Here is a 14,243-nt window from a genome sequence, read left to right as displayed (position 1 = left end):
CTACCGCGGGTCAGGCCGGGTTGACCGGGAGCACGTCCGGCGACAGCGCGGCCGCGTGGGCCGCGGCGGAGGTCGTGCGGCGCCGGTGGTGACGGCGGCACAGCACCTCGTAACCGACCTCCTTGGCCGGGCGGTTGACGTCACCGACCACGACCTGTTCGCCCTCGACGACCATCTCGCCGCCCACGGTGCGGGCGTTGTGCGTGGCGCGGGCGCCGCACCAGCACAGCGCCTCGACCTGGAGGTGTTCGAGACGGTCGGCCAGCTCGATCAGGCGCTGCGATCCGGGGAAGAGCTTCGTACGGAAGTCCGTGGTGATGCCGAAGGCGTAGACGTCCATCCCGAGGTCGTCCACGATCCGGGCCAGCTGGTCGATCTGGAGCGGGGCCAGGAACTGCGCCTCGTCCGCGATGACGTAGTCCGCCTTGCCGCCCTGGGAAAGCTGGTTCACGACGTACGCGTAGAGGTCCATGCCGTCGGTGGCCTCGACGGCCTCCGTCACCAGCCCCAGCCGTGAGGAGAGCTTCCCCTCCCCCGCCCGGTCGTCACGGGTGAAGATCACACCCTGGAGGCCGCGCGCGGACCGGTTGTGCCCGATCTGCAGGGCCAGCGTGCTCTTTCCGCAGTCCATCGTTCCGGAGAAGAACACAAGCTCGGGCATGAGAGGTCGAACGCCTTTCGACATGGGGGGACGGAGGGGACGCGCCGGTGGAGCGGCAGCGTCAGGTGCGGACTTCGAGGAGGGGGACGAGCTGCTCGGCCGGGGTCAGCGAACCGTGCATCCCGACCATCATGGACTCGTGCGGCTCGTTGGACGAGGCGGTGATCACCACATCGTCGTGAGCGGCGGCGACCACGTCACCGATACGGCCGTACACGCGCTCGTCGACCTCGGGGCCGAACCAGCCGGCGGCGATCGCCTCGTCCCGGCTCGCCACCCAGAACTGCTCGCCGAGCACTTCCTGCCAGACCGTCAGGACATCGGCCTGGGCTCCGGGCACGGCGTAGACGTGGCGGGCGCGGCCTTCGCCGCCCAGCAGGGCGACACCCGCGCGAAGCTCCCAGTCCTCGTCGAAGTCGATGCGGGACTGCTCGTCGAACGGGATGTCGATCATGCCGTGGTCGGCGGTGATGTAGAGCGCCGAGCGGGGCGGCAGCTGCTCGGCGAGGCGCCGGGCGAGTCCGTCCACGTACATCAGCTGCCCGCGCCAGGCGTCGGAGTCGGTGCCGAAGCGGTGGCCCGCGCCGTCGACCTCGCTGTAGTACGTGTAGACCAGCGAGCGGTCCCCTGCGGCGAGCCGCTGGGCCGCGACGTCCATGCGCTCCTCCCCGGCGAGACGCCCCAGGAACGAGCCGCCGCTGAGCGCGACCTTGGTCAGCGGGGTCTGCTCGAAGTCGGGCGCCGAGACCTGGGCCGTACGCACCCCCGCCGCGTCGGCGAGGCTGAAGACGGTGGGGTAGGGCTGCCAGACCTTCGGGGAGGTCCAGGGCTTCCAGCGGAGCTGGTTCATCAGCCCGCCGGTGGCCGGATCGCGCACGGTGTACCCGGGCAGTCCGTGCTTCCCGGGCGGCAGGCCCGTACCGACCGAGGCGAGGGAGGTCGCCGTCGTGGCGGGGAAGCCCGCGGTGATGGGACGCCCGGTGCCGCCGCGCGAGGTCGGCAGCAGGGAGTGCAGGAACGGGGCTTCGTCCGGGTGCGCCGTGATCTGCTCCCAGCCGAGGCCGTCGATCAGGAAGACGCAGTTGCGGTCGGCCGGGGTGAGCTCCGGGATCGACGCGGTGAAGCCGGGCACCTCCTGCCCGGCCACGAGGGTCGGCAGCAGGTCCGCGAGGGACCCGGTGCCGTACTCGGGCACGGGAGCGGTGTCGAGCGGGAGGAGTACGGGGTCCTGCCAGGCGGGCTGGGCCATCAGCGCTTGGTCGCCGTGTTGGCCGGCGTGGCCGCCGTCGCCGCGGTGGCTGCCGTGGCCTCGCTGAGCGCCTGGGCGAAGGCGAGCGTCTGCCGCACGGTGTCCGGGCCGTCGCCGGCCTCGCTGACCCGCAGGCTGAGGTCGTCGGCGGTGGAGCTGCCGGTGTAGCCGTGGTCGGCGTCGCAGTCGGGGTCGCCGCAGGCGGCCGGCTCCAGGTCGATCCGGGAGACCGCGCCCCAGCCGATGGTCAGGACGACCTCGCGGGGAAGCGAACCGGGGACGTACTTCTCGGGGTCCGCCACCACACGGCTCACCACGACGGACGAGATCCGGCCGAGGTGCACGGACTCCGTGGAGGTCGTCGCGTACGGCGTCGGGGACTCCGTCTCGGAGGTCTGCTCGTCGGTGTGGCTGACGATGAAGCGGGTGTCCGTCAGGACCAGGACCGTGGCATGGCGCCGGACCTCGTTGGAGTCGAAGGTCGTCTCCTGGTGCACGAGGTACGAGGCGACCGGCTCCCCGCCGACGGCGGCCTCCACCGCCTCGGCCACGAGGGCCGGGTAGTAGCCGCTGCGCTCGATCGCCGCGCGCAGCCCCTGGGTCGTCGTACCGGTCTTTGCCATGACCCCCATCTTACGGGCCCCGGTGACCGCCGGAGACGCTACGGGGAGGGGTGGCCGGTCAGTAGTTCGGGAGCCGGCGGGGGCCGAGGTCGGTCCGCGCCGGAGGCGGGGCGAGCCGCACGCTCGCGCCGAGGACCGTCAGCCCGTGCGTGGCCACCACGACCGGTTCCAGGGTGACCGAGACCACCTCGGGATGGTCGTCGACCAGGCGGGAGACCCGCAGCAGCAGCTCTTCGAGCGCCCGGGTGTCGACGGGCGACGAGCCGCGCCAGCCGAAGAGCACGGGTGCCGCGCGGATGGAGCGGATCAGTTCGGCGGCGTCCCGGTCGGTGGCCGGAACCAGCCGGTGGGCGATGTCCCCGAGAAGTTCGGAGGGAGTGCCCGCGAGGCCGAAGGAGAGCACGGCTCCGGCGGCGGCGTCGATCGAGGCCCGCACCACGGTGTCGACGCCCCGGGGGGCCATGGACTGCACGACGGGCTGGAGTTCGGCGGGTTTGCCGAGGAGTTCGGTGAGTTCGCCGTACGCCCGGCGCAGCGCGTCCTCCCCGGCGAGGTCCAGACGGACGCCGCCCAGGTCGGCGCGGTGGCGCAGATGGGGTGCGGTGGTCTTGAGGGCGACCGGCCAGCCGAGTCGCGCGGCGGCGGCCACGGCGGCGGCCGCGTCGGGGGCGGCGAGCGTCGCCCGTACGTCGATGCCGTAGCGGCCCAGCAGCCCTCGGGCCTCGTCGTGGCCGAGCGGCCGGCCGCGCGGGTCGGGGTCCGGGCCGAGCAGCGCGTCGATGAACGCGGCGGTGCCGGGCTCGTCGATGGTGTCGTCGAGGAACTCGGGCACCCTGCCCGGCGCGGCGGCCTGGCGGCGCCACTGGGCGTACTTGACCGACTCGCTCAGCGCGCGGACGGCCCGCTCGGCGGCCGGGTAGGCGGGGATCCGGCCGGTGGGGGCGGGCGTGTGGGCCCCGGGTTCCGCGGACGATCCGGCATCGGGCGGCGGTACGGGGGTGGGCGTCCCGTCGGGAGCGGGCGGGCGCGTCGCCGTCGTACCGGATGCCGAACGGGAGGACGGGGTGACCGCGAGGTCCGCGTCCGGTGCGGGGCCGCCGGGGGCCCCGTCGCCCGCGGGCGTGGTGGGCGGGCGCGTACCGGCCGTGGCCGCCAGGGCCTGGGCGAGTCCGCCGATCTCCAGGTGTACGACGGCCACCGGCTTGGCCGGTCCGGCGGTCCGGGCCGCCACGGCCTCGTGCAGGGCTGCCGCCAGCACCTCGCCGTCGCCGCTCTGCAGCTCTCCCTCGCCCCCGACCAGCGGGATCGCGGTCACGATCACCGCGTCGCAGGCCGGGTCGGCGAGCGCCTCGGCCAGGGCCGCGCGGAAGTCCGCGGGTCCGGCCGCCGTGGTCAGGTCCCGGGGCGGCCGGGGCCGCAGTCCCTCCGTGAGGCAGGCGTCGTACGTGAGCAGCCCGAGCGACTCCGAATTGCCGAGGATCGCCACCCGCGGGCCCGCGGGCAGCGGCTGGTCGGCGAGGAGGAGGGCCGCGTCGATCATCTCGGTCACCGTGTCCACGAGGATCACGCCCGCCTGGCGCATCAGGGCGGAGACCGTGGCGTCGGGAATGCGGCTGACGGGCACGGCGTGGCCGGGCGGGGTGGCGCCGCTGTGCCGGGCGCCCTTGACCACCACGACCGGTTTGACGGCGGCGGTGCGGCGGGCGAGCCGGGTGAACTTGCGCGGGTTGCCGAGCGACTCCAGGTAGAGCAGGGCGACATCGGTGTCGGGGTCGTCGAACCAGTACTGGAGGAAGTCGTTGCCGGAGATGTCGGCGCGGTTCCCGGCCGAGATGAAGGTGGAGAGCGCGGCGCCGCGCCGGTGGAGACCGGAGAGGAGTGCGATGCCGATGGCGCCGGACTGGGTGAAGAGGCCGATGCGGCCGGGCGCGGGCGATTCGGGGGCGAGCGACGCGTTCATCCGGACGGCACCGGAGGTGTTGATGATGCCGAAGGCGTTCGGCCCGATGATCCGCATGCCGTAGGAGCGCGCCTGGCGCAGCAGCGCGCGCTGGCGCTCGCGGCCCTCGGCTCCCCGCTCGGCGTAGTCGGCGGAGAGGACGACCAGGCCCCGCACTCCGTGCTCCCCGCAGTCCGCGACGGCTTCGGGGACCCGTTCGGCCGGGACGGCGATGACCGCGAGGTCGACCGGTTCGCCGATGGAGCCCACCGAGCGGTGCGCGGGGACCCCGTCGACGCTGCCCCGGTCGGGGGCGAAGGCGTGGTTGACGGCGTACAGGCGCCCTGTGAAGCCGGAGTGCCGGAGGTTGCGGAGCACGGTCCGGCCCACCCCGCCGGGGGCGCGGCCGGTGCCGACCACGGCCACCGAGGCGGGGGCCAGGAGCCGCTGGACGGAGCGGGCTTCGGCGCGCTGCTCGCGGGCGCGCTGCACGGCGAGCGACTCGGCGGTGGGTTCGATGTCGAGCGTGAGGTGGACCGAGCCGTCCTCGAAGCTCCGCTGCTGGGTGTAGCCGGCGTCCCGGAAGACCTTGATCATCTTCGTGTTGGCGGGCAGCACCTCGGCGGCGAACCGGCGGATGCCCCGCTCCCGGGCGACCGCGGCGATGTGTTCGAGCAGCACGGAGGCGACACCGCGGCCCTGGTGGGCGTCCTGGACGAGGAAGGCGACCTCGGCCTCGTCGGCGGGCGCGGAGGCGGGCCGGCCCCGGTCGTCGATCCGGTCGTAGCGGACGGTGGCGATGAACTCCCCTCCCACCGTGGCGGCCAGCCCCACCCGGTCGACGTAGTCGTGGTGGGTGAAGCGGTGGACGTCCCGGTCGGAGAGCCGGGGGTAGGGGGCGAAGAAGCGGTAGTACTTCGACTCGTCGGAGACCTGCTCGAAGAAGCTGACCAGCCGTCCGGCGTCGTCCGGGGTGATGGGCCCGATCCGGGCGGTGCCGCCGTCCCGCAGCACCACGTCTGCTTCCCAGTGGTCGGGGTACGCGTGATGCGGACTCTGCTCCGGCGTGGGCTGCATGGGCAAAGCCTACGGCGGTCCCACGTTCCGGGAAGGGTCCGCGCGGGTCGCCCCGCGCGCCCGGGGCGTCCGGGTGGCCGGCCGGCCGCCCGGACCACCGCCTGCACGACTGCTCGCACGACCGGCCTTGCGGTTGTCCGTCCGGCTGCCCCTCCGGCCGCCCGTCCGGTCGGGGTCCGGTTGCCCGTACGGCCACGGCCCGACGGACCGTCCGGTCACCGTCCGGCCGCCGTCCGGACATCGTCCGACTGCCGTACGGACATCGTTCGACCGGCTGTTCGGCCACCGTTCGCCCGGCCGCCGGGCCGCCGTCCGAGGCGGGCGCTCAGGGTCGTACGGGCATCGCCGCGGCCCGGCACGGGTCGCGGCGGATTCGGTGCCGGGGCAGGCTGGGAAGCCCACCGGGCGGCTCCGCCGCCGGGAGGCTACGCAGGTCCACGCCCCCATGACACAATGGTCTAGACAAATCAATTACCGTCAGGACATCGCAGATTCACGAAGGGCAGAACCATGGTTGAGCGCCGCGTCAACGTCGGATGGGCCGAAGGCCTGCACGCCCGCCCCGCTTCCATCTTCGTCCGCGCCGCCACGGCCTCCGGGGTCCCGGTGACGATCGCCAAGGCCGACGGCAGCCCGGTCAACGCCGCGTCGATGCTCGCGGTCCTCGGACTGGGCGCGGAGGGCGGCGAGGAGATCGTGCTCGCCTCCGAGGCGGAGGGCGCGGACGCCGCACTGGACCGACTGGCCAAGCTGGTCGCCGAGGGGCTCGACGAACTCCCGGAAACGGTCTGATCCCCCTCCCGCCGGACTCCGTGAAGAAATTCCTCGCTCGGCCGAGCCGCACCGTCCCTACCGGGCGGGGCGGCTCAGTCATTTCCCGGGCAGCCGTGAGGACGAGAATTCCGACAGCACGAAAAAGCGCCTTCAATTCGCTCTGCTATTTGTATACGGCGCGATTGTTAATGACGGGCACCCGAGGTGTTTACGGGATGTTGCAAAGTGCTCACCCGGGCCTGTTTCACCGCTCGGACCGGCCGGCGCGGCCGGTGCGCGGCCAGGGAACGCTCCGCGTGCTGCACGGCCAGCCCCCTGGCGCGCTCCGCGTCGCCCCGGGCCACCGCGTCCACGAGAGCGCCGTGCTCGGCCCACGACTCGACGGGGCGGACCGGCTGCTCGACGGCGTACATCCAGGCGATCTTGTGCCGGAGCTGCGTCAGCAGCGCGATGAGGCCGGGGCTGCCGGATGCCTGGGCGAGCGTCTCGTGGAACCAGCCGCCGAGGGAACGCAGGTCTTCCCCCTCACCCCGGCGGGCCCTCTCCTGCCCCAGCTTGACCAGTCCGCGCAGGACCTTGAGGTGCGCCTCGGTGCGGCGCTGCGCGGCCCGGGCCGCGCCCAGCGGCTCCAGCAGGAGCTTCACCTCCAGGAGGTCGGCCGCCTCCTGCTCCGTCGGCTCGGCGACGCAGGCACCGGCGTGTCTGCGGGTGACCACGAACCCCTCCGACTCCAGGGTCCGCAGCGCTTCGCGCACGGGCACACGGGAGACGCCGTAACGCCGCGCCAGAAGCTCCTCGGTCAGGCGGCTGCCGCGTTCGTAGACGCCCGAGACGATGTCGTCACGGATTGCCGTGCATACCGAGTGCGCGGGAATGCGCATGTCCGAACCTCCGCCTTAATCCCCGCGAAACGCGGCCGATCGAAGCCTGCACCGTGACTCTATTGCAATCTGAGTGAATTTCCGATGGCGTACCGGAATTCGCACATATCTTTTGCCTGCGGAGCCGGTGGCCGGAGGGGTTTCGGGTGATATGCCGAAGCCCCGGCACGGGCCGGGGCTTCGGGACGGTCGGGGTGCCCGGCAGCGGCCGGGCGGCGGTACCGCGGGGCCGGACGCGTGAGGCGGCCGGGGTCAGACGGTGAGGCCGCGGGCCCGCAGATAGGCCACGGGATCCATGTCGGTGCCGTACTCCGGGCCGGTACGCGCCTCGAAGTGCAGGTGCGGGCCGGTCGCGTTGCCGGTGGCGCCGGAGAGGCCGATCCGCTCCCCGGAGGAGACGCGCTGGCCGACGAAGACACCGAGGGAGGAGAGGTGGCCGTACTGCGTGTACGTGCCGTCCGTCATCCGCAGCACGATGTTGTTGCCGTACGCGCCGCCCCAGCCGGCCTCGACGACCGTCCCCGCGCCCACGGCGAGGACCGGGGTGCCGGTGGCGGCGTGGAAGTCGACGCCCGAGTGGCTGCCGGAGGACCAGAGCGAGCCGCTCGACTTGTAGCCGGTGCTGATGTACGAGCCCGCGATGGGCAGGTGGAAGGAGTTCAGGCGGGCGCGCTCGGCGGCGCGGGCGGCGCGCGCCTTCTCCTCGCGGGCCTCCCTGGCCCGTGCGGCGGCTTCGGCCTTCGCCTTCGCTTCGGCCTTCGCCCTGGCCTCCGCTCCGCGCTGCTGGGCCGCCGCCTGGTCGGCTATCCGGTCCGCGATGGAGTCCCCGAGCGTCACGGCCTCGATGAGGCCGGTCGTACCGGGCGACGGGAGGGTGGAGTCGGCGGCGAGGGCCGGGGAGGCGAGCGAGCCGACGACGCCGGTGGCGGCGAGGGCCGCGACGCCGGCGAACCTGGCGGTGGAGCGCGTCAGACGGCCCGGGGCGCGATGCGTCCCGGTGGCACGGGTGAACGCCATGGAGGAGCGGATCCTTTCCTTCCTTCTCGCCTACCGGGTTAGCTGACGGGTTCGGAGCAGGAAGGTCTCCTACGGGCGTTCGCGCCTCTCACGAGACACGGGTGCCCGATTCACCCCAGGGACTTCGCGGGTCCCCGGCTCCCCAGGCTCGCGCCTGACGGGGACTCGGCGATGACTGTCCGGCACCGCGAGTGCGGTACACAGTCGGCGGACAGCCGGATCGACGCTAGGCCGCGGTGCTTTCGATCACCAAACGGACAGGGAGTTTTGTAGCGTATCCCACAGGGCAGACAGCCACTCTTCATGGCAAAGAGGACAAACGCCGCGACCCCGGCGGGATCTCTCCCACCGGGGTCGCGGCCGGGCCTACCCGGTCGTGTGCTTGACGGCTGGTCAGCCGCTGACGACCGTCACCTCGCCGATGCCCAGCGCACGGACCGGATCGGCGATCTGCGCCGCGTCGCCCACCAGGATCGTCACCAGCCGGTCCACAGGGAAGGCGTTGACCACCGCGGCGGTCGCCTCGACCGTGCCGGTCTCGGCGAGCCGTGCGTACAGGTGGGCCTGGAAGTCGTCGGGCAGCTGCTGCTCGACCTGGTCGGCGAGGGTCGCCGCGACGGAGGCGGCCGTCTCGAACTTGAGCGGAGCCACCCCCACCAGGTTTTGCACGGCGGTCTCGCGCTCGGCGTCCGTCAGCCCGTCCGCCGCGAGGGTCCGCAGGACCTTCCAGAGGTCGTCGAGCGCGGGGCCCGTGGACTCGGTGTCCACCGAGCCGCTGATGGCCAGCATCGCCGCACCGGCGGGGCCGGAATCCGGACCGCCGGCCGTGGAGCGGAGCACCTGGGCGAAGGCGCGTACGCCGTAGGTGTAGCCCTTCTCCTCGCGCAGCACCCGGTCGAGCCGCGAGGTGAGCGTGCCGCCGAGGCAGTACGTGCCGAGGACCTGCGCGGGCCAGACGCTGTCGTGCCGGTCCGCGCCGATACGACCGATGAGCAGCTGCGTCTGCACGGCTCCCGGACGGTTCACGATGACCACGCGGCCGGTGTCGTCCGCGGTGATCGGCGCCACCGGGCGGGGGGTGCCTGCGTCGCCCGACCAGTCGCCGAGGGTGTCGGCGAGCAGGGCGTCCAGGTCGATGCCGGTGAGGTCGCCGACGACGACCGCGACCGCGGTGGCGGGGCGGACGTGGGCGTCGTAGAAGGCGCGCACCGCCGCGGCGTCGATCCGCCGCACGGTGTCCTCGGTGCCCAGACGCGGGCGCGACATCCGGGCGGTGGCCGGGAACAGCTCCTTGGAGAGCTGCTTGGCGGCGCGGCGCGCGGGGTTGGCCTGCTCGTGCGGGATCTCGTCGAGGCGGTTGCCCACCAGGCGCTCGATCTCGCTGTCGGCGAAGGCGGGGGCCCGCAGCGCCTCGGCGACCAGGCCGAGCGCCTTGGCCAGCCGGGAGGCGGGAACCTCCAGCGAGACCCGGACGCCCGGGTGGTCGGCGTGCGCGTCGAGCGTGGCGCCGCAACGCTCCAGCTCGGCGGCGAACTCCTCCGCGCTGTGCTTGTCGGTCCCCTCGGAGAGGGCGCGCGCCATGATGGTGGCGACGCCGTCCAGGCCCTCGGGTTCGGCGTCGAGCGGCGCTTCGAGGTGGATCTCGACCGCGACGACCTGCTGGCCGGGGCGGTGGCTGCGGAGCACGGTCAGACCGTTGGGCAGGGTGCCGCGCTCGGGGGCCGGGAAGGCCCAGGGGCGGGCGGTGCCCGGGGTGGGCTGCGGGTGGAAGTCCATGGCTACTCCAGTCACGGCGGCGTCGCTCACTTGGCGGCCTCCTCGTGGGCGTCGGCGTCCGCGCCGTCCTCGGCACCGGTCTCGTCGGCCGGTTCGACCGGCTCGTAGACCAGCACGGCACGGTTGTCGGGACGCAGCGTGGCCGCGGCGACCTCCCGCACCTCGTTCGCGGTGATGTCGAGGACGCGCCCCACGGCCGTCAGCGCGAGCTGCGGGTCACCGAACAGCACGGCGAAGCGGCAGAGTTCGTCGGCACGGCCGGCGACCGTGCCGAGACGGTCCAGCCACTCGCGCTCCAACTGGGCCTGCGCGCGCTCCATCTCCTCCGGCGTGGGGCCCTCGGCGGCGAACCGCGCCAGCTCCTCGTCGACCGCGGTCTCGATGCTCTCGACCTCCACACCGCCGGACGTCTTGACGTCCAGCCAGCCCAGCGAAGGCGCTCCGGCCAGCCGCAGCAGCCCGAACCCTGCGGCCACCGCGGAACGGTCGCGGCGCACCAGGCGGTTGTGCAGCCGGGAGGACTCGCCGCCGCCGAGAACGGTCAGGGCCAGGTCGGCGGCGTCCGCCTCGCGGGTGCCGTCGTGCGGCAGCCGGTAGGCGGCCATCAGCGCGCGGGCCGGGACCTCCTCATGGACCACTTCCCGCAGCTGCCCGCCGATGGTGCCGGGGAGGGTGCCGTCGCGCGGGGGCTTCTTGCCGTCGTGGGACGGGATGGAGCCGAAGTACTTCTCGATCCAGGCGAGGGTCTGCTCGGGGTCGATGTCGCCGACGACCGAGAGCACCGCGTTGTTGGGCGCGTAGTACGTACGGAAGAACGTCTGCGCGTCCTCCAGCGTCGCCGCGTCCAGGTCGGCCATGGAACCGATCGGCGTGTGGTGGTACGGGTGGCCCTCCGGGTAGGCGAGCGCGGTGAGCCGCTCGAACGCGGTGCCGTACGGAACGTTGTCGTACCGCTGGCGGCGCTCGTTCTTGACGACGTCCCGCTGGTTCTCCATCGACTCTTCGTCGAGCGCGGCGAGCAGCGAGCCCATCCGGTCGGCCTCGAGCCAGAGCGCGAGCTCCAGCTGGTGGGTCGGCATGGTCTCGAAGTAGTTGGTGCGCTCGAAGCTGGTCGTGCCGTTGAGCGAACCGCCGGCGCCCTGGACGAGCTCGAAGTGGCCGTTCCCCTTGACCTGCTTCGACCCCTGGAACATCAGGTGCTCGAAGAGGTGTGCGAGCCCGGTCCGTCCCTCCACCTCGTGGCGGGAGCCGACGTCGTACCAGAGGCAGACCGCGGCGACCGGGGTCAGATGGTCCTCGGAGAGCACCACGCGCAGGCCATTGGCCAGACGGTGCTCGGTCGCTGTCAGGCCGCCGGAGCCGGCCTGTGCGGTGGCCGTGTGACCCATGGGCATGTACGTCCCTTCGATCGCGGTACTGGACTTTCTGCCAGACCTGCCACTGTAAGCAAGCGCACGGGTACCTGGCGAAGTTCCCGTTCCTTCGATGTTGTGCTCGTTGGTTTGTTCTTGACGACTGATGTTGACGCGTGGTGCCGGCGCCCGCGTGCGGGGGGTCGGTCCGAAGCACCTGTTCCGGGCTCCGGTACGGTCTCCGGCGCGGCCCCCCGGTGCGGCCTCCGGGACGGCCCGGGAACCCGTGGGAAGGGGCGTCCCGGCGGGTCCCGGCGGGGCGCTTGGGACGGGTCGAGGTCGGCGCTGTCGGCGGGGCGGTCCACAATGGTCCGCGTCAGAACCTCAGGTTGCCCGACAGAATCTGTGAAGGAGTCGCAGCCGCGATGGCCCGCCGCAGCACGAAAACCCCGCCGCCGGACGACTTCGAGGAGAAGATCCTCGACATCGACGTCGTCGACGAAATGCAGGGCTCCTTCCTCGAGTACGCGTACTCGGTGATCTACTCCCGGGCTCTGCCCGACGCGCGCGACGGCATGAAGCCCGTGCACCGCCGCATCGTGTCCCAGATGAACGAGATGGGACTGCGCCCCGACCGCGGGTACGTCAAGTGCGCCCGCGTGGTCGGCGAAGTCATGGGCAAGCTCCACCCGCACGGTGACGCGTCGATCTACGACGCCCTGGTGCGCATGGCGCAGCCGTTCTCCATGCGGCTCCCGCTGGTGGACGGACACGGCAACTTCGGCTCCCTCGGCAACGACGACCCGCCGGCCGCCATGCGGTACACCGAGTGCCGGATGGCCGACGCCACGTCCCTCATGACGGAGTCGATCGACGAGGACACCGTCGATTTCCAGTCCAACTACGACGGCCAGGAGCAGGAGCCCGTCGTCCTCCCGGCCGCCTACCCGAACCTGCTGGTCAACGGCGCGTCGGGGATCGCGGTCGGCATGGCGACCAACATGCCTCCGCACAACCTCGGTGAGGTCGTCGCCGCCGCGCGCCACCTCATCCGGTACCCGAACGCCGACCTCGAAGCGCTGATGCGGTTCGTCCCCGGTCCCGACCTGCCGACCGGTGGCCGGATCGTGGGCCTGAGCGGCATCAAGGACGCCTACGCCGCCGGGCGCGGCACGTTCAAGATCCGGGCGACGGTCGCCGTGGAGAACGTCACCCCGCGCCGCAAGGGCCTCGTCGTCACCGAACTGCCCTTCACGGTCGGTCCGGAGAAGGTCATCTCCAAGATCAAGGACCTGGTCTCGTCGAAGAAGCTCCAGGGCATCGCCGACGTCAAGGACCTCACGGACCGCTCGCACGGGCTGCGCCTGGTCATCGAGATCAAGAACGGCTTCGTGCCGGAGGCCGTGCTCGAGCAGCTCTACAAGCTGACGCCGATGGAGGAGTCCTTCGGCATCAACAACGTCGCGCTCGTCGACGGACAGCCGCTCACCCTGGGGCTCAAGGAGCTTCTGGAGGTCTACCTCGACCACCGCTTCGAGGTCGTGCGCCGGCGCAGCGAGTTCCGCCGCACCAAGCGGCGCGACCGGCTCCACCTGGTGGACGGGCTGCTCGTCGCCCTCGTCGACATCGACGAGGTCATCCGGATCATCCGGGACAGCGACAACTCCTCGGCCGCGAAGGAGCGGCTGATGGAGCGCTTCTCGCTGAGCGAGATCCAGACGCAGTACATCCTGGACACCCCACTGCGCAGGCTGACCCGGTTCGACCGGATCGAGCTGGAGAGCGAGCGCGACCGGCTCAACTCCGAGATCGAGGCGCTGACCACGATCCTGGAGTCGGACACCGAGCTGCGCAAGCTCGTCTCGTCCGAACTGGCCGCGGTGGCCAAGAAGTTCGGCACCGACCGGCGCACGGTACTGCTGGAGTCGGCGGGTTCGCAGGTCTCCGCCGTACCGCTGCAGGTCGCGGACGACCCGTGCCGGGTGCTGCTCTCCTCGACCGGTCTGCTCGCCCGGACGGCCAACGCCGACCCGGTGGCCCAGGACGAGGACGCCAAGCGCGCGAAGCACGACGTGATCGTGTCGGCCGTTCCCGCGACGGCGCGCGGCGAGGTGGGGGCGGTGACCTCCACCGGACGGCTGCTGCGCGTAGCGGTGATCGACCTGCCCCAGCTCCCTGACACCCACGCGGCGCCCAACCTCTCGGGCGGGGCCGCGGTCGCGGAGTTCCTCACGCTGGAGGAGGGCGAGGACCTGATCTGCCTGACCACGCTCGACGAGACGTCGCAGGGGCTGGCGATCGGCACCCTGCAGGGCGTGGTGAAGCGCGTCGTGCCGGACTACCCGGCCAACAAGGACGAGCTGGAGGTCATCTCCCTGAAGGAGGGCGACCGGATCGTCGGAGCCGTGGAGCTGCGTACGGGCGAGGAGGACCTGGTCTTCATCTCGTCCGACGCGCAGTTGCTGCGCTACCCGGCGGCCCAGGTGCGCCCGCAGGGGCGTCCGGCCGGCGGCATGGCCGGGATCAAGCTCTCGGACGGCGCCGAGGTGCTGTCCTTCTCCGCGGTCGAACCGGCCGCGGACGCTGCGGTGTTCACCGTGGCCGGCTCGCACGGCACGCTGGACGACTCGGTGCTCACGTCGAAGCTCACGCCGTTCGACCAGTACCCGCGCAAGGGCCGGGCCACCGGCGGGGTGCGGTGCCAGCGGTTCCTCAAGGGTGAGGACGTGCTGGTCTTCGCCTGGGCCGGTCCCACGCCCGCCCGGGCCGCACAGCAGAACGGCACTCCTGCCCGGCTGCCGGAACCCGACCCCCGCCGCGACGGCTCGGGCATCCCGCTGACCGACCCGGTCGCCGCGATCGCAGGGCCGGTGTAGCGGCCAGGAAGCGGTGTA

General features: G+C 72.4%; 10 protein-coding genes and 1 riboswitch. Of the genes, 2 read left to right on the top strand and 8 right to left on the bottom strand.

What is annotated here, in order from left to right:
- Positions 1-10 precede the first annotated feature (10 nt).
- The 4 genes from ACWCWD_RS34520 to ACWCWD_RS34505 all read right to left on the bottom strand — a co-directional run bounded on the left by ACWCWD_RS34520 (position 11) and on the right by ACWCWD_RS34505 (position 5,549).
- Positions 11-661 (bottom strand): thymidine kinase, encoded by a 651-nt coding sequence (locus tag ACWCWD_RS34520; protein ID WP_450779179.1) that lies wholly within the window; start codon positions 659-661, stop codon positions 11-13.
- A gap of 61 nt (positions 662-722) precedes the next feature.
- Positions 723-1,910 carry an alkaline phosphatase family protein gene (locus ACWCWD_RS34515; protein ID WP_450779178.1) on the bottom strand — a complete coding sequence of 396 codons (1,188 nt, stop codon included), beginning with the start codon at positions 1,908-1,910 and terminating at the stop codon, positions 723-725.
- A complete protein-coding gene (locus tag ACWCWD_RS34510; RefSeq protein WP_450779176.1) occupies positions 1,910-2,533 on the bottom strand; it encodes a DUF5998 family protein in 624 nt (207 codons plus the stop codon). Before ACWCWD_RS34510 ends, ACWCWD_RS34515 begins: the two co-directional genes overlap by 1 nt.
- Before the next feature lie 58 nt (positions 2,534-2,591).
- Positions 2,592-5,549, bottom strand: coding sequence for a bifunctional acetate--CoA ligase family protein/GNAT family N-acetyltransferase (locus ACWCWD_RS34505; RefSeq protein WP_450779174.1), 2,958 nt, complete (start codon positions 5,547-5,549; stop codon positions 2,592-2,594).
- Between the two features lie 510 nt (positions 5,550-6,059).
- Between ACWCWD_RS34505 and ACWCWD_RS34500 the strand changes: the two genes are divergently transcribed.
- Positions 6,060-6,341 carry an HPr family phosphocarrier protein gene (locus tag ACWCWD_RS34500; protein ID WP_450779172.1) on the top strand — a complete coding sequence of 94 codons (282 nt, stop codon included), beginning with the start codon at positions 6,060-6,062 and terminating at the stop codon, positions 6,339-6,341.
- Positions 6,342-6,508: 167 nt separating this feature from the next.
- Here the strand turns inward: ACWCWD_RS34500 and ACWCWD_RS34495 are convergent, their stop codons facing one another.
- The 4 genes from ACWCWD_RS34495 to ACWCWD_RS34480 form a co-directional block, all read right to left on the bottom strand.
- Positions 6,509-7,204 carry a GntR family transcriptional regulator gene (locus ACWCWD_RS34495; RefSeq protein WP_450779170.1) on the bottom strand — a complete coding sequence of 232 codons (696 nt, stop codon included), beginning with the start codon at positions 7,202-7,204 and terminating at the stop codon, positions 6,509-6,511.
- 252 nt (positions 7,205-7,456) lie between these two features.
- Positions 7,457-8,221, bottom strand: coding sequence for a M23 family metallopeptidase (locus tag ACWCWD_RS34490; protein ID WP_450779168.1), 765 nt, complete (start codon positions 8,219-8,221; stop codon positions 7,457-7,459).
- 13 nt (positions 8,222-8,234) lie between these two features.
- A riboswitch (cyclic di-AMP (ydaO/yuaA leader) is annotated at positions 8,235-8,402 on the bottom strand.
- Positions 8,403-8,614: 212 nt separating this feature from the next.
- Positions 8,615-9,997, bottom strand: coding sequence for a M16 family metallopeptidase (locus ACWCWD_RS34485; RefSeq protein WP_450779216.1), 1,383 nt, complete (start codon positions 9,995-9,997; stop codon positions 8,615-8,617).
- Between the two features lie 26 nt (positions 9,998-10,023).
- A complete protein-coding gene (locus tag ACWCWD_RS34480) occupies positions 10,024-11,391 on the bottom strand; it encodes a M16 family metallopeptidase (protein WP_450779166.1) in 1,368 nt (455 codons plus the stop codon).
- Between the two features lie 383 nt (positions 11,392-11,774).
- Between ACWCWD_RS34480 and ACWCWD_RS34475 the strand changes: the two genes are divergently transcribed.
- Entirely contained in the window at positions 11,775-14,225 is a 2,451-nt protein-coding gene (locus tag ACWCWD_RS34475) for a DNA gyrase/topoisomerase IV subunit A (protein ID WP_450779164.1), read from the top strand.
- Positions 14,226-14,243: the final 18 nt, after the last annotated feature.

The sequence above is a fragment of the Streptomyces sp. NPDC001493 genome, from assembly GCF_053597235.1.
The sequence above is the reverse complement of the archived record's forward strand: the minus strand, read 5'-3'. Positions and strand labels throughout refer to the sequence as shown.